Consider the following 15,110-nt stretch of genomic DNA (forward strand, 5'->3'; position numbering starts at 1 on the left):
AAGAGATGGCGTCGGTGCCCAATCGGTGGAGGACACGACACTTCAGGACGAAATGGTCCACGCGCTCAGGCGGGCTGGTGTCTCGACGGCCCCCGAATTGGCCAAAATGATCGGCGTGGAGATAGATGATGCCTTCCACGGGGCGCTCGCAGCGCTTGTGGAGCATTGTGTCGTGGTTCGCCACACCACGCGCAGCACGCCGGTCTATGTGGTCGCGCAGACAGCGGTCAGCGTCATAGCAGGACGGTCTCTTGCCAATGGGTCTGCCGAAGTAAACGACGGTCTGAAAGACGACGTGGAAACGCTTGAAGAGCTGCTGGGTCCACCCTCTTGGCGATATGAGGCTTCCTCGCTCGACCAGTTCGTTGGGAACGCGCAGAACGCACAGTCCGACGACGCCTCGGCTTGGGTCGCGATGATCGAACGCGGAGAAGACGCCTTTTTGCTGGACGGCGACTTGAGTAGCAAGCCTGCTCAACTCCGACGTTTGTCGGCCCTGACCCTGCACTGGCCGGAGCATGCGAGGAAGGAGCTAAACGGACCCTTGCGGATATGGGCAGGTATGACGTCGTCGGCTCAGACGGATTTCTCTCAGGATCGCGTTGTCGCCCTTCCGCCCGAAGCTCGCGCTGTCGTCGTCGCCGGACCAGGCGCTGGCAAGACCTTCACGATCCAGCGACGCATTTGCCGCCTGCTTGAGTCCGGTCTCAATCCCTCAGCCATCTCGGTCATCGCCTATTCACGGACCGCAGTGGCAGAGCTCCTCGCGCGCGTGCCCGTCATCGACGGGGAAGTGGTAGACATCCGCACGCTTGACTCGATCGCCGGCCTGTTCGTCAGCCATGCGACCGAAGATATAGGCGAAACGGACTATGAAGGTACGGTGCGCCAGGCGACTACGCTCATCGCGCGGGACGACCGAATCGCGCGGCGATGGCTGGATGGCCGTCGGCATCTGATCGTAGACGAGGCGCAAGACGTTGTTGGCCCGCGGCGCGATATGCTGACGGCATTGATTGGGGCGTTACCGGGTGACTGTGGCGTCACAGTCTTCGGCGATCCCGCGCAGGCGATCTACGACTACCGCGCACGTGAATTCGGCCACGCGGGACCGATGGCGATAGACGCGATTCTTACGGCATCCGGATTCGAGCGGTTTGAACTTGGAGGGAATCACCGGACGAGTCGATCATCGCTTCGACGTCTCGCTCGCGAGGGGCGCAGGATCGTCCTCGATGCCGCATCTGGTCAAGCCGCCTTATCGAAGATGCGCGAGCTTCTCTACGAGGTCAGCGATGGGCCGCCGCCTGGGTCTGCGGAGGCCCGGCCCGTTGCTGAACTAGCGTTATTCCGGTCGCACGCGGCGGCCGCTCGTCATGCGGCGCGATTGGGTGAGGTCGGAATGCGCGTGCGCCTTTCCGACGTCGGTATCCAGCTGGCACCTGCGTGGCTGGGACGCGCGATGGAACTGTTACAGGGTCGCGGCCCCAATGCCATAGAGGAAGTTGTCCGGAGCAACCCTACCCTGCCTGCTACGACGAAGGTCGCAGAGGCGCTTGCGGTGGCGCTCGTCGATGGACGCTACGATGCCAAGCGTATGGCCGAGGCGGTGCGGACCGGGCGTGCCCCCGCCCCTGAGCCGCCCATTGGACAGGTCGCTTCCACGATCCACGCAGCGAAAGGAAGAGAGGCACTGGACGTTGAGTTGCATCTGCCGGAGCCTCGCGACGGCTTGTCGGATGCCGAGGCTGCCGAGGAAGCTCGCGTTCTGTACGTCGGAGCGACGCGCGCCAGACGCCACCTCTACGTCGCGCCCGAAACCGGCACCATGCGCGTGACGAAAGAGCGGCATTGGCGGGCCGCACAAACCGGTGTTCAGGTGCAGTTGAGGCCATCCGACGCACTCGGGATGACGGTTCTTGGACAGCCCGATGGCCATGTTCGGGCACCGCTGCTCCGTTGGCGGAGAGAAAGCGGATGGGGAGTTTTCGCAGAGGTTGATGACAACGAGGTAGAGCTGGCGCGCTTTTCCGAAACCTTCGGTCGAGAAATCGCGTCGATCTGTGCGGCCGTGCAAGCGATCCCCTTTGTTCCGGTCGCCAGAGGCCAAATCCGGGTGGAATGGTATACGATTGCCCGAGAAGAAGGCCTAGAAGTAGCGCCCGTCACCGATGGCTTCGTCTGGATTAATTTTAAACGACAGGGAAACCCGTGACCAATCTTCATGCACCTGGCGAAGCCGATGCGCCCTTCCGTGTGCTGCTCGACCGGCTGGCTGAGGACCTAATCGGTCCAGCACCGCTGGCCGGGCCTCTGCCCGATATCCCCTCTGAAGCTTTTATGACAGGGATATTGTTTCCAAAGGCGTCCAGGAGAGAGCCCTCGACCACACCCGATGTCGGGGCCGAAGTCGGAGGAAAGGAAGATAAAGCTGAAAACGGAACAGCCGCCAGAATCGAAACCGCGGCACGGCCAGCAGCCGCCGGGCTGTCTTTCGCGCTGGCGACGAGGGATGGGGAAATACCATCCGTATCGGTCGAGGTAACGGGCGCACGGTACGAGGATGAACAAGAACCGCTCGCAGATGATAACCACGGCGCAAGCCGGACACGTCGAGTATGGTGGAGACGGGCCGTTTCTACTGACTTGCCCATCTCAGTCGATGAGAACGATGAACTTAGCCTTTCCGACAATGGATCGGAAGGCTTTGACGGATTGCATCTGACCATCGTCCAGTCGCGGTTCGACCATGGTACACCGGGCGAGAGCGCGCGTCTAATAACCGTTGTGGTGTACAACGAGGGCTCGGGGCTGAACGAGTCGCTCGATCGGTATGAACAGAACCGCCAAGCTCTTTTCGAATTTCGCATGACGATCCGAGCGGACGAAGGTTCACGGTTCATTGGGCGTCCGTTGCGCAGCGGACCGGACACCGATGATGCCGACGAGCGGTCGGCAGATCTTCTGTGGCGAGATACAGTTGAATACGCGGTGGGACATACCTGTGCGGCGGCTTGGCACCCGCGTGACGGCGCGGTGAAGGAAGTCTCGACAGCTTGGCTTCCATCGACCCGCGTCCCGGACACGAGTGCCTTAGGTCATGTCTGTTTTGAAAGTGTCCGCGACCGTCTTGCGGCGAGCGTGTTGGCAGAGGGCGGCTCTGAGACGCTGGAGGTCTGCGAGGCGCTTGTCGACTCCTACGAAGTCTGGATCAAAGAAACGGCAAAGCGCCTGAGGACTCTGGACTTGTCCGCGGCAAGGGCGGAACAGGCCAGAACGCATCTTGAAGTATGCTGGACGGCCGCGCGGAGGATGCGCGGCGGAATTGCCGCCCTCCGAGGTGACGCCGATCTGATGATGGCGTTCCAGCTTGCCAATGCGACTATGGCGCGACAGCAGGACTGGAAAAACCTTAGAAAACCTGAAGAACAACGCCGAACATTGGTCTGGCGGCCGTTCCAGCTTGGCTTTGTACTTCTCTCGGCCGCCTCGAGCGTTGCACCCGACCACGAGGATCGGGGCATCATGGACCTGATCTGGTTTCCGACCGGCGGTGGCAAGACCGAAGCCTACCTTCTATTGACCGCCTTCACCATCTTCGCGCGGCGGCTTAAACGAGGCTCAGACGGTGAAGGCGTCTCGACAATCATGCGCTACACCCTGCGACTTTTGACACTGCAGCAGTTCGAACGCGCGGCGGCGATGATCTGCGCCGCCAATCTCGAATGGGTCGAGCGGGGCTTCGACACCACTCGGACGCCAATTTCCTTGGGCCTCTGGTTGGGAGAGTCTACAACACCCAACAGGCGGGGCGATGCCGCGAAGCTTCTCGACGGAGCGAACCTCAAGGACGTCGGACGACCCGATCGCTTAATAAAGTGTCCCGCGTGCGACGAGAGCCTGGATTGGCATTCTGCGGGCGATGGCGTCGAGGTTACCTGTGGGACGGATGGGTGCGAGGTTGGCGAGGCGGGGCCGCTGCCGATCTATACGAACGACGACGATGTATACGACGAACGTCCGTCGCTGGTCATCGGAACGGCTGACAAGTTCGCGCAGGTGGCACGGAACGAAAAGACGGCGGCTTTGTTCGGTGCAGGCGCCTACGATCCCCCGGACCTAATTGTACAGGACGAGCTCCATCTAATCTCGGGCCCGCTCGGAACCTTGAGTGGCCTGTACGAGACTGCCATTGACATTCTGGCAACCGGCGACGGGCACCCGCCCAAGGTAATTGGCTCGACTGCCACGATCCGGAGCGCTGCATCGCAGGTTCGTGCGCTATTTGCTCGTCGCACTATGCAGTTCCCACCGCCTGGCATTGACGCCGGTGATTCTGCCTTTGCCGTCGTCGAGAAAGACCCGAAAAAGCGAGGGCGCCTGTATGTCGGTGCATCGACCATTGGGCATTCAAAGCCTGAGATGCTGCAGGCAGTCTGCGGGTCATTGCTGCAGTCGGCTTCAGTGCTAGACGGCAGCGAACGCGACGCCGCGTGGACCCTTCTTGGGTACTTTAACTCGCTCAAGGAACTTGGAGGATCAGTCTCACTTCTTCAGGTGATCGCACCGGAGACGATGAGACGGCTGGCCGCATATCGAGGCGAGCCGACCCGGTCGGTCGATACACAGATCGAAATCACAAGCCGCATCGGGTCCGAACAAATCGGAGAGACGCTGGCAAAGCTTGAGCGGAGGCACGATGCGGTAGGGGCCATCGACGTTGCGCTTGCGACGAACATGATCTCAGTCGGTGTCGATGTCGGGCGGCTGGGTTTGATGGTGGTGGACGGTCAGCCAAAAGGCGTTTCCGAGTACATCCAGGCCACTAGTCGGGTTGGACGCGACCGGACCGATGGGTTGGTTCTTGGTCTGTTTACCGCATACCGCCCGCGCGACAGGAGCCGTTTCGAAACACACGCAACATGGCATTCCGCTCTGTATCGCGACGTTGAAGCGACTTCGGTCACGCCTTTCGCGCCTCGTGCAAGGAGTCGTGCCTTGCACGCGCCTTTCGTGGCCATCGCCGCGCACCGCCACCCCGAGCTTTGGCAGGCTCCAGGCAGGGCAGAGGATTTCCGACTAGAATTGGAAAATATCATCGATGAGATCGTATTACGCTTAGGTAACCTCGGCGAGCAAGAAGCCTGCGAAGCTGCGGATACCCGGGAAGAATTGATGAAGTTCCTCGACAGTTGGTGCAGACGCGATGGTCTGTCCACGTGGTGGAGTGATAAGGGTGACACCTCGCTGCTGATGTCTATGGAGCAGGCCGTGCAACGCCGCGCTGCGGGGCGAGCGTCCCGCCAACCAAAGCCAACGCCGAATACGCTCCGAGGCGTGGAAGCGACGGTCCGCATCGATCTAGAAGGAAAGTAAAATGCCGACGGGAAACGGACCAAAGATGGGCGAACTGCGGCGGGCTCAACTGGTCTCGACCCACGGCCCCGGCGCTGTAGTGGACTATCTCGCCGCGAAGAATGCGCCGGTCTCTGGGGTCACGCTTGGATTGGATTTTTGGAAAAAAGACGAGTGTCGCAGGATCGTGGAGCCCGTTCTGGAAAAGCTCTTAGGTGTGCGTGAACTCTATGAGCCACCGGTTAGCCTTGGTCGCGGAGACGAAGAGCGTATTCCGGCCCTACCCGCCGTGCGTTTCCCAACCTGGCAGGAATGCCCCGAATGCCACGGCCTTCGTCATCAGAGCCAATGGTTCGAAGAAACAGGGGGAGCAGGGCTTTCCTGTCAAGCTTGCAGCAACAAGATGGGGAGAACCATTTATGTCGTCCCCGCGCGCCTAATGATGATTTGCCAACGTGGTCATCTGGACGATTTTCCATGGCGGGAATGGATCGAGGGCAAGCATGCTGATGGCTGTCGCCAAAGTGGCAAGCTGAAATTGCGGTCGCGCGGCGCCGGCCTTCGAAATCTTTATGTCGATTGTGCCGACTGCGGTAAGGGGGACAACCTGCGCGATGCCTTCACCAAGGCGCAGCAGATTACCGGTGGCTGTCTTGGCGGGCGTCCTTGGCTTGGCGACGAGGCAAGAGAAATCTGCGATGCGCCGGCGAAAGAGGTGGCGACCGCGCTGCGTGGCAGCAGCAACCTCTTCTTTCCCCACGTCGCTTCCGTCCTCACGATCCCGCCGTGGTCGGACACGTTCCGCGCTGTATTGGAAGAATACGGCCTCTGGAGCCGGATTCAAATTGCTCGCGAAGACTTTGCAGAGGACGGTGATGAGCGGGACCTCGAGCGCGCCATCGTGAAGGTTGCAAAGCGTCTTGCGGAACTCACGGATGTGCCCGAGTCGGAGGCGCGTGATCGGCTTGATGCAATGCTCGCAATTTTAGATAGCCTGCCCGACGCGGAGACACCTGGCGCGGACATGGCGATCAGACGCGAGGAATGGCGGCAGTTCTGCGATGCGTCCGCCCCGCCAAGCGAGACATTCGAAGTGCGCGAAGAGGCCGTTCCAGATGTGCTGGCTCCGTGGTTGTCCAGAGTCGTTCGCGTGCCACGCTTGCGCGAGGTCCGCGCTCTCAAAGGGTTCACACGGCGGAACCCGCCCGACGGGACGGACGCCCAGACCGTAGCGTCGCTGTCTTCGCGAAAGATCAACTGGCGTCCGGCCATCGCTTCCTCAGGAGAAGGCATCTTCCTAGCGCTCAACGAGGACAGGGTAACAGAGTGGGAAGAAGAGGACTCGGTCAAGACGCGCGCGCGGGAGTTGCACGACGCGTGGGTAGCAGACTGGCAAAACCGGTTCGGCCGCCCCGACGAAACTCCTCCGCAAGCAGTCACCGCACGGGGCCTTCTTGTCCATGCATTTTCCCATGCAGTTATGCTAGAGCTATCTATTACGTCCGGATACGGTTCGGCCTCCTTGCTTGAAAGACTCTATGCCAATGCGGACGGCACGCCCATGGCCGGCGTTCTGATCTACACTGCCACCTCGGACAATGAGGGGACGCTTGGAGGGCTGGAACGCGAAGGACTGTCGCAGCGTATTGCAGGAACAGTCCTTCGCGCGCTCAGACGGCTCGAGTGGTGTTCGTCCGATCCGCTCTGCATGTCTGGGGTCAGCACAACAAGCGACCCACTGAACGGTGCCGCTTGCCATTCTTGCCTTTTCGTTCCTGAAACAGCTTGCGAACTGTTCAACCGAACGCTGGACCGTGCAGTGCTCATCGGCGGTGCTGGAGTACCGGGATTCTTTGAAGGACTGTTGTCAACTACGACGGGGCCTTGCGGCCCTTCGCGTTCGTAGGCTCCTTGCAGCCAAAGCAGCGCCAAGTATTCTTGTTGGCCTCGCCCCGCCGTCCGCGTGGATTCTGTCTGCATTCGTGGCATGCGGACGAAGCCGTCCTCTGGGCGTTGTGGGGCCATGGCGCGCCTCCCTCAGCCGATCTTCGCGCCCCAGAAGGAAGTCTGGTCGGCCGCGAAGTAGCCGTCCGCCGCGCGGAAGTTGCCCTGCAGCTCGACGGTGTCACCGGCGGTAAGCGGGACCATCGTCTGCAGCCAGAGCGCGGTCGCCTCCGAGACATGAGCGCCGCTGATCTCGCCGAACGAGCCGCGGATCTCGGTCGTGCCGTTCAGCACGAGCCGGCCGCTCATCCGCGCCGACGTGCTGGCGTTCACCTTGTAGACGAGCGAAGCGCCGAAGAGGTAGGTGCCGTCCACGGGCGCCACGAAGCGGTTGTTCGCAGCGTCGAAAGCGCCTTGGTCGTTGTAGTCCGTATTGTTGATAGCGATCTTCGTCCAGGCGCCGGCGCCGACATAGTTGTCGTAGTTGGTATAGGCCTTGAAGCGTGGGAGCCGCGGCTGGTCGACGATGCCGTTCGCGTTGTCGACGCTGAGCCCGTCGACGAAGGTGCTGCCATCGGCGGAGACCGCGAGCCGGAAGCGGTCCGAGCCGAAGAGCCCCACCAGCGCCTTGGTCACGAAGCCGGTCTGGAGCGTCAGCCCGAGATCGTCGCCAGCGGCCTCCTTGTTCATGGTGTAGAACAGGCCGCCGGTGCCGCCCTCGGCCACGGTCTTCGCCGTCCAGAGCGCGGCGTTCAGCTTGGCCGAGAACGGGTTCGACGCATCCGCCGTTGTCCCCAGCCCCAGCAGTGCGAGGTTCTGCAGCGCGGCCGGCGTCGTGCCGACCCAGGCCGCGCCGTCATAGACCAGCAGCAGGCCCTCGTCCTCGACCCACGCGCTCCAGCCGGTTCGCGGCGGCAGGCGCAGCCAGGCGCCATCGGTCCAGAGCGCGACGTTCAGGTCCCAGCCGGACCAGTCGCCCGTCGCGCCGGAGCTGACGATGTGGCGGTCGCCATCGGCAGGCGAACCGGGCGGCGCGGTCAGGTCCCGGTCGAGAACGGAGAGCTGGACGAGCCCGTCGAGGATCCGCAGCGCCTCGTTGTGGGTGACATGCTTCTGGGCCTGCGCCGCGAGGATGTAGGGCAGCAGGAGATGGCTCGTGGCGTCGGACATGGGATGGCCTTCAGAACAGGAGCGTGACGGTCTTGGGCGCGCCCCACCCGACGAGGGCGGAGAGCTGGAAGATGCGGACGGTGAGGCTGTCGCCGGCGCCGAGCGGCGCGCCCCAATCGGCGGTCTGGTCTGCGGCCATGTAGACCGCGCTGGTGGTTGTCGTGCTCAGCACCCGCTTCACGGTTGCGCCGTCGAGGACCTCGACCTCGTAGGCCTCCATCTCCTCGGCCAGCGGCACCTCAAGCCCGCCCCAGCTGTCGGCCGCCAGCGCGCGGGACCTGCGCGTCCAGCGGATGGTGAGATCGCCGGGCATGCGGGGGCGACGCCACGGCTCCTCGACATGCGCGACCGAAAACGGCCGCAGTCCGACGCCCTCGGGCGTAAAAGCCTGCGCGACATAGGTCTCGTCGCTGACCGGACGGCTCGCCGGGCCGACGCGCCAGTTCCACGGGATGCCGAGGTCGGCCTCAGCGATCGCCAGCGATGCGAGGCTGTCGTCCAGCACCACCACCCGCGCGCCCGCAGGCGCCGGGTTGCCCATCCCAGCTTCGGTACCCCGCTGACCGCGTAGGAGCCGGGTGAGCCGATACCGGCCGGGCGCAATCAGCTCGGCCGCGCCCGCCTGGACGATTTCCCAGACGTCCGGTCCACTCTCGATCGCGAGCGCGTTGGCCCCGCCGAAGAGCGTCAGATCCGTGACGCTTTCCAGCGCGCCGGTCAGCAGATCGACTACCAGCACGTTACCGAGGTCGAAGCGCGAGGTCGGGCCCGCGTAGAAGTCCGAGATCAGCGTCCCCATCCGGGCCCGCGTGCCAAACGTGGTCAGCAGCTCGAAGCCATCCGTCGAGGGGCTGCGGAACACCGCGATCTCGCCAGGCCACGGCACGGCATGCGCCGCCGCGAAGGGCCGATGCGCGGGTTGGTCCTCGGTCAGCTGCGGCAGGTCGAGCAGCACCGCCTCTGGCGCGCCGAACACGACGGCCTGCGAGAGCGCCGAGGGCCGCGGAGCGCCGGGCGGCAGGTCATAGGCCTCCCGGTCCTGGCGGACTGCTTCGATGCCTCGGGCGTCCGCATCGGCGATGGAGACGAGCCGCAGCGGGACGGCGCGGCCGTCATGGGCAAAGGTGACGACATCGGCCGGATCGAGCGCGAGCCGCGAGGGCGGCAGGCGGAAGACCGCGCTCTCGCGGCCCGTCCAGGCCTCCATCAGCGTGCGGCGGCAACGCCGTTCGGCCTCCTCGGGCGGCACCGCCATGGGGAACGACTCGGAGGCGATCCGCGTCGTGTCGACCGTGATGCGCCGGGCCTCGACCTGCGCGGCCTCGTAATCCTCGTCGGCGCGAGCGACCTGCCATTTCAGGGCCTGCGGCAGCTCCGTCTCCTGGCCACGGGTCAGCTCGAGGACGTCGCCCTCGCGAGGCGCGACGAGATCGTCGGGCGCGAGGGTGGCGACGGAGGGCCGGCCACGCATGTCGAAGCGGATGACGCCCTCGGTCTCGACGGCGTCGAAGCCGAAATGCCGCGACAGCGTGGTTATCGAGGCTCGCGGGCTCTCCAGCGCCGTGATGGCGTAGCCCTCGACCGCGCCCCAGAGCCCGGTGACGTCGATCCGGGACCCGGAAAGCCCGGCGCGCAGGCAGAGGTGCCGGACAAGTGCGGCCAGCGACACCGCGCCGAGCCGCCCCGTCAGCCAGTGCCCGAGCCGCCAGTTCGCGCCATCGGTCCAGACGTCTGTCAGCGCCGGAAAGAACGGATAGGGCCGCGCGTCCCAGGTCCAGGCGGCGCATTCGGGGACGTGCACCATGCGGCCGCCGTAGACCGAAGACAGCGGGTTGTTCGCGGCCTCACCCCACCAGAGATACGTCGCCTCGAGATAGGCGCGCTGGATCGCGTCGTCGCGCCAGCCCCGCGAGAAATGCGGCGTGAAACTCTCCGAGGACTTCGGGTCGAAAAAGACGTTTGGCTGGTTCGTGCCCCGGTCGATGGCGGGGCAGCCGAGCTCGGTGAACCAGATGGGCTTGGACTCGGGCACCCATGCCGTCGGCGTCCCGCTCTCCACGCCGCCCGGGCGGTCGTAATGCGGGTTCGACCACCAAGCTCGCAGATCCTTGTAGCGGAAGACCCATGGCTTGCCCGAGGCGCCGTCCGTGATCGCGGTGCGGACCTGCGCCGACCTGTCGGCCGCGCTGGCATAGAACCAGTCGTAGCCTTCGCCGCCCGCGATGTTCGCCTGCAGGTAAGCACGGTCGTAGATGGCGGGCCAACCCTCGGCCGCATCCGCATGCTCGAACCCGTCGCGCCAGTCCGACAGCGGCATGTAGTTGTCGATGCCAATGAGGTCGATCTCCGGATCGGCCCAGAGCGGGTCGAGGTGGAAGTACACGTCGCCCGAGCCGTCGCCCGGCTGGTGCCCAAAATACTCCGACCAGTCGGCCGCATAACCGATCTTGGTCCCGGACCCGAGGATCGAGCGGACATCGGCGAGGAGGTCGCGATAGGCCTGCACCGCCGGATAGGTGCTGGCGCCCGAGCGGATCGTGGTCAGCCCCGGCATCTCGGTGCCGATCAGGAAGGCGTCCACGCCGCCCGCCGCTGCGCAGAGATGGGCGTAGTGCAGCACCATGCGCCGCAGGCCCCAGTCGCCCGGCGCACCTGTCCACGAAACCGACTGGCCGGAGACACTGAAGCTGGCGGGCGTGGCCGCGCCAAACAGCGCCGCGACCTGCGCGGCCGCAGGGGCGGTCTTGTCCACCGTCCCCGCGAACCCCGCCGCAGGCGAACAGGTGATCCGCCCCCGCCAGGGGAAAGCGGGCTGGCCGGTCTCGGCGGCGTTGTCGGAATAGGGGTTCGGTAGCGTGTTGTCGGGCGGCACATCCATCAGGATGAACGGGTAGAAGGTGACCCGCAGCCCGCGCGCCTTCATCTCCTGGATCGCCTGCACGACGGCGAAGTCGGACGGCGTGCCGCCATAAACCGGGCGGTCCTCGTCGTCCCGGCTGACGAGGAAGGCGCTGGCACGGCTCACGCCATTCACCGACCAGATGCCGGGCGTGGTCGACTTGGCCGACACCTCGACGCCCGGCCGCACCTTGCACGATCCCGCGCGAAGGTCGTCGCCGAACCAGGCGACGACGAGGCTGACACTCTCGACCGCGAGCGCCATCGCCTGCAGCCGGTCGAGCGCCTCCACCATGTCGGTGGAGTCGGCCAGCGCGTTCAGGTTCTCGGGCACCGTCGCGCCGCCATCGGTCTTGCGGATGGCCTGCGTCGCATAGGTGAACTCGCCCGAGGCGGGGATCATGGTGACCGCGCGGGTCAGCCCCTCGGCGGTGTCGGGATCGGCGAGCGGCCTGAACACCTCGAAGGACAGCTGCGGCAGGCGGTTGCCGTAGGTCGAGAGCGCCAGTTCCTCGAAGACCACATAGGCGGTGCCGCGATAGGCGGGGGTGTTGGCGGAGCCCATCTTCGCGGCGATGAACGGATCAGGGCTCTGCGTCTCGTCGCCGGGATACCAGCGCCAGGTGACGCCGGAGAGGTCCATCGGCTTGCCGTCGGCCCAGATACGCCCGATGCCGGTGATTGGCCCTTCGCAAAGCGCCACGGCAAAGCTGGCATAGTAGAGATACTCGGTCGTCTTGACCTTGCCGCCCCCGCCGCCCTTGCCGCCGCCCTGCGTGGTGGTCTTTGTCTCCTCGCGGAAATCGGTGGCCCAGATGATGTTGCCACCGATCCGCATCCGGCCGTAGAGCCGTGGCACCACCGCCCCCTCGGTCGAGGACGTGATGCGCAAACTGTCGAGCCGCGCACCTTCGATTCGCTGCGTCGGTGCGAGCGAGGACACGATCCAGCTGTCGACGACCGAGCCGATGGTGGAACCGATGAAGCCGCCGATGGTCGCCGCACTGACGCCGAGGATCGCGCCACCGATCGAACCGCCGATGGCGGCACCGGCGGCGCCGAGGACGAGCGTTGCCATGTCGGGGTCTCAGCGTTGCGGGAACAGGAAGGCGAAAGCGATGCGCCGCCGCCAGGATGTCGTGAGCGGCTCCTCGATCACGCCGAGCCGCTCGTAGGCATGGAGGAAGCTGCCGGGCCCGGTCAGGATCCCGACATGCTTGGCGATGGCGCGGGGCCTCATGCGGAAGAGGACCAGCGCGCCGGGACCGGCCTCGGCAGGCGACACCTCGATCATCATGGCGCGCGCGCTGTCGGCCAGAACCTCGCGCGGGCCGGTCTCGCCCCAGTCGCGGCTGTAGGGCGGGATCGGGAACGGCTCGGGGCCGATGACCTCGCGCCAGACGCCCCGGGCCAGCCCAAGGCAGTCGCAGCCGACGCCGCGGAGGCTCGCCTGATCGTGGTAGGGCGTGCCGAGCCAAGCGCGCGCCGCGGCGATAACCCTGTCTGGGGCGGCCGGCGTCACAGCACGCCTCCATCGTGGCCGCCATCCTTGGTCGCATAGCGCAAGATCGTGTCCTGTCCGGGGATGTGCGGGAAGCCGCGGAAGTTGACGGTGTTGCTGAACTTCGCCCCGCAGGTCTCGATCCGCTTGTCGCAGCCGGCGCGAATGGCGAAGGCGTCGCCCTCGGAGATCGACCGCACCAGCGCTTCGAGCAGGGTCAGGATGGCGATGCCGTCCGTCACGTCGTGGCCCAGCACCTCGGCGCGCCGCCCCGCGTTCGCGCCGCTCGTCCAGTTCAGCGTGCCGAAGGTGAACCAGCCGGAGGCGAAGCCGCCGAGGCCAGAGGCGGTGAAGGCCCGGTCGCGCAGGAGATCGATGACGGCGCCCGTCCCCTTGTAGGCCGGGTCCTCCAGATCGACCCCGCAGCGCGCATCGCCGAGCGCGGCGTCGCAGGTCGCCTGGAAGGTCCGCCCGACCGTCTGACCGAGCACATGGGCCAGCGATCGCACCTCGGCGACGAAAGCGAGCCGCCCACGCCGGACCTGTCCGATGGCCCCGCGGCGCATCAGCACGCGCTGGCTCGTATCGGCCCAGTTCACCCGCCAGACCTCGACCTCGGCGTTGTCCCAGCGGCCGTCGAGAATGTCGGTCTCGGTGATCCGGTCCGAGGTCAGCACGCCTTCCGCGTCCTGTGCATCGACCGACAGGTCCGAGCCCGAGCGCACCTCGGAGGCCGTCAGCCCGCTCTCCGGCTCGAAGTCTGTGCCGTCGAAACTCAGCGTCCGGTCGTGATCCGTGAAGCCGAAGGTGACGCCATCGGCGCGGCTGATCCGCCAGCACCAGGCGAGCGTGGTCGTGCCCCCGTCGAGATGGGCCAGCAGGGCGGGCGAGAGGTTTTTCATCGGCAGGTTCCCGTCATGCGGTCGTCGAGATCGGCGATCCAGTCTGCCCATGCAGGCGGCACGGCGGCGACGGTCCCGGCGGGTGGTCGAGCGAGTCGGGCCTCGGCATAGGAGGCGCAGCCAGCGTCACCAGCGCCCATCGTTGCGGCGCAGCCGGTCAGCAGGATCGCCAGCGCCGCGGCCATCGCGAACCGCATCCCGCCCGCGCTCGACGCGCTTGTTCTTGTCTCCCATGGCATCGCGTTCCGCCTCCCGTTTGCCCGCGCGTTCCCCTTCCGCACGCCCCCAGACTCGGCCGAGGACGACACCTCCGACCGCGCCCAGAGCCGCGACCAGCCAGATCAGGACCTCAGCCACCGTCCCGATCCCCGTGCGCGGCGGCGACGCAGAGGGCGACGACGAAGACCCCGAGGCAGCCGCCCACGACCAGACCTGCGAGGAACTCAAGCATCGCCGCGGAACCCGCGCTCGATCCGGTCGCGCAGGCCAATCAGGCCAAGACCGAGGAACATGAGCCCAGCGGGCGAGGCATCGCCCGAGCCTGCGAGCAGCGCGACGAGGCGGGACAGTTCCCCGAACGGCCCGGCGCTGGGGAGCGCGAGGGAGGCGATGCCGGTGAGCATGGCGAGCAGTCCCGCCCACCAGGTAAGCGAGTTGGGGCGAACGTAGCGCATGGGGATCAGGTCCTCCGGATCAGGTTGGAGACAAGAGCGGCCAGCCGGGCGAACCAGCCGGTCGGCCTATCGGGTTCAGGATCTCGAACCGGCGGCCGCGGTGTTGGAGGTCGCCGAAGCAGGGCCAGCGCCTCATCCTCGGTCAGGCGACGGATCGGCCGGGAGAAGTCCACGCGGCCCGCGCGGTCCACAGACCAGACCGGGATCGTGCCGCCGGGATATCGGCCATGGCGGAACAGGTCGCGCTCGGCGTCCCGGCGGGGAATGATCGAGGCCGGTCTCCGCCAGTTCAGAAACGCGTCGGCGGCTGCAACGCGATTGCCGTCGTTAAGGTGTCGGGTCAGCGCGGCCTTGGCGACCCCGCCGGTGTTGTAGTGGAAGCTGACCAGCGCATCGAACTCGTGCGGCGCCAATGGCACCTTCACAGCGCGCAGGACGGCGGTCTCGTAAGCAGCGAGGTCTGCCCGGAAGACCCGGAACGCTTCGCGGATCCCGGCGTCGAGGTCCGCAGGCATGCCGCGCGGCATGGTGGCGGGATCGGGTGGCCCGGCCGCAGCCGTGTGGCCGATGCCGAAGGTCCAGACCTGTTTCACATCGAGATAGGGTCCGGGCACGAGTCCTTCGTGCCGGACGAGGGCCAGAAGGCCCCGGTCGGTCATGTGCATG

Annotated in this window: 11 protein-coding genes; 3 read left to right on the top strand and 8 right to left on the bottom strand. The window is 65.6% G+C overall.

What is annotated here, in order from left to right; genetic code table 11:
* The first annotated feature begins 25 nt into the window (after positions 1 to 25).
* Genes DTQ71_RS14345 through drmB form a run of 3 tightly spaced genes read left to right on the top strand, consistent with a single transcriptional unit; the run spans position 26 to position 7,261 of the window.
* Complete coding sequence (locus tag DTQ71_RS14345; protein ID WP_170125436.1) at positions 26 to 2,215, top strand: UvrD-helicase domain-containing protein; 2,190 nt, start codon at positions 26 to 28, stop codon at positions 2,213 to 2,215.
* Positions 2,212 to 5,376 carry a helicase-related protein gene (locus DTQ71_RS14350; protein WP_211317139.1) on the top strand — a complete coding sequence of 1,055 codons (3,165 nt, stop codon included), beginning with the start codon at positions 2,212 to 2,214 and terminating at the stop codon, positions 5,374 to 5,376. Before DTQ71_RS14345 ends, DTQ71_RS14350 begins: the two co-directional genes overlap by 4 nt.
* Before the next feature lie 25 nt (positions 5,377 to 5,401).
* Positions 5,402 to 7,261, top strand: coding sequence for a DUF1998 domain-containing protein (gene drmB, locus DTQ71_RS14355; protein ID WP_170125437.1), 1,860 nt, complete (start codon positions 5,402 to 5,404; stop codon positions 7,259 to 7,261).
* 131 nt (positions 7,262 to 7,392) lie between these two features.
* Here drmB and DTQ71_RS14360 read toward each other — a convergent pair whose 3' ends face one another.
* From DTQ71_RS14360 to DTQ71_RS14395, 8 genes are all read right to left on the bottom strand, one after another.
* Positions 7,393 to 8,469, bottom strand: coding sequence for a DUF2793 domain-containing protein (locus DTQ71_RS14360; protein ID WP_109564987.1), 1,077 nt, complete (start codon positions 8,467 to 8,469; stop codon positions 7,393 to 7,395).
* Between the two features lie 10 nt (positions 8,470 to 8,479).
* Positions 8,480 to 12,445, bottom strand: a complete 3,966-nt coding sequence (locus tag DTQ71_RS14365) for a baseplate multidomain protein megatron (RefSeq protein WP_109564988.1) — start codon at positions 12,443 to 12,445, stop codon at positions 8,480 to 8,482.
* Between the two features lie 9 nt (positions 12,446 to 12,454).
* On the bottom strand, positions 12,455 to 12,889 hold the full coding sequence (locus DTQ71_RS14370; RefSeq protein ID WP_109564989.1) for an NlpC/P60 family protein: 435 nt from the start codon (positions 12,887 to 12,889) through the stop codon (positions 12,455 to 12,457).
* Positions 12,886 to 13,770 carry a DUF2163 domain-containing protein gene (locus DTQ71_RS14375; RefSeq protein WP_109564990.1) on the bottom strand — a complete coding sequence of 295 codons (885 nt, stop codon included), beginning with the start codon at positions 13,768 to 13,770 and terminating at the stop codon, positions 12,886 to 12,888. Before DTQ71_RS14375 ends, DTQ71_RS14370 begins: the two co-directional genes overlap by 4 nt.
* Complete coding sequence (locus DTQ71_RS23195) at positions 13,767 to 13,967, bottom strand: hypothetical protein (RefSeq protein WP_146204869.1); 201 nt, start codon at positions 13,965 to 13,967, stop codon at positions 13,767 to 13,769. Before DTQ71_RS23195 ends, DTQ71_RS14375 begins: the two co-directional genes overlap by 4 nt.
* A gap of 152 nt (positions 13,968 to 14,119) precedes the next feature.
* Positions 14,120 to 14,221, bottom strand: a complete 102-nt coding sequence (locus DTQ71_RS24935; RefSeq protein ID WP_109564992.1) for a DUF3789 domain-containing protein — start codon at positions 14,219 to 14,221, stop codon at positions 14,120 to 14,122.
* A complete protein-coding gene (locus DTQ71_RS14390) occupies positions 14,214 to 14,444 on the bottom strand; it encodes a hypothetical protein (RefSeq protein WP_109564993.1) in 231 nt (76 codons plus the stop codon). Before DTQ71_RS14390 ends, DTQ71_RS24935 begins: the two co-directional genes overlap by 8 nt.
* A gap of 5 nt (positions 14,445 to 14,449) precedes the next feature.
* Positions 14,450 to 15,103: a lysozyme gene (locus DTQ71_RS14395; protein WP_245947540.1), complete on the bottom strand. Its 654-nt coding sequence runs from the start codon at positions 15,101 to 15,103 to the stop codon at positions 14,450 to 14,452.
* Positions 15,104 to 15,110 lie beyond the last annotated feature (7 nt).

This window comes from Jannaschia seohaensis (genome assembly GCF_900116765.1).
In the GTDB taxonomy this organism is placed as follows: Bacteria; Pseudomonadota; Alphaproteobacteria; order Rhodobacterales; family Rhodobacteraceae; genus Jannaschia; species Jannaschia seohaensis.

Coding starts and splice junctions, on each gene's coding strand:
- DTQ71_RS23195 (WP_146204869.1), bottom strand. CDS start 13,967: ATGCGGTTCGCGATGGCCGCGGCGCTGGCGATCCTGCTGACCGGCTGC.
- DTQ71_RS14360 (WP_109564987.1), bottom strand. CDS start 8,469: ATGTCCGACGCCACGAGCCATCTCCTGCTGCCCTACATCCTCGCGGCG.
- drmB (WP_170125437.1), top strand. CDS start 5,402: ATGGGCGAACTGCGGCGGGCTCAACTGGTCTCGACCCACGGCCCCGGC.
- DTQ71_RS14395 (WP_245947540.1), bottom strand. CDS start 15,103: ATGACCGACCGGGGCCTTCTGGCCCTCGTCCGGCACGAAGGACTCGTG.
- DTQ71_RS14375 (WP_109564990.1), bottom strand. CDS start 13,770: ATGAAAAACCTCTCGCCCGCCCTGCTGGCCCATCTCGACGGGGGCACG.
- DTQ71_RS14365 (WP_109564988.1), bottom strand. CDS start 12,445: ATGGCAACGCTCGTCCTCGGCGCCGCCGGTGCCGCCATCGGCGGTTCG.
- DTQ71_RS24935 (WP_109564992.1), bottom strand. CDS start 14,221: ATGCTTGAGTTCCTCGCAGGTCTGGTCGTGGGCGGCTGCCTCGGGGTC.
- DTQ71_RS14390 (WP_109564993.1), bottom strand. CDS start 14,444: ATGCGCTACGTTCGCCCCAACTCGCTTACCTGGTGGGCGGGACTGCTC.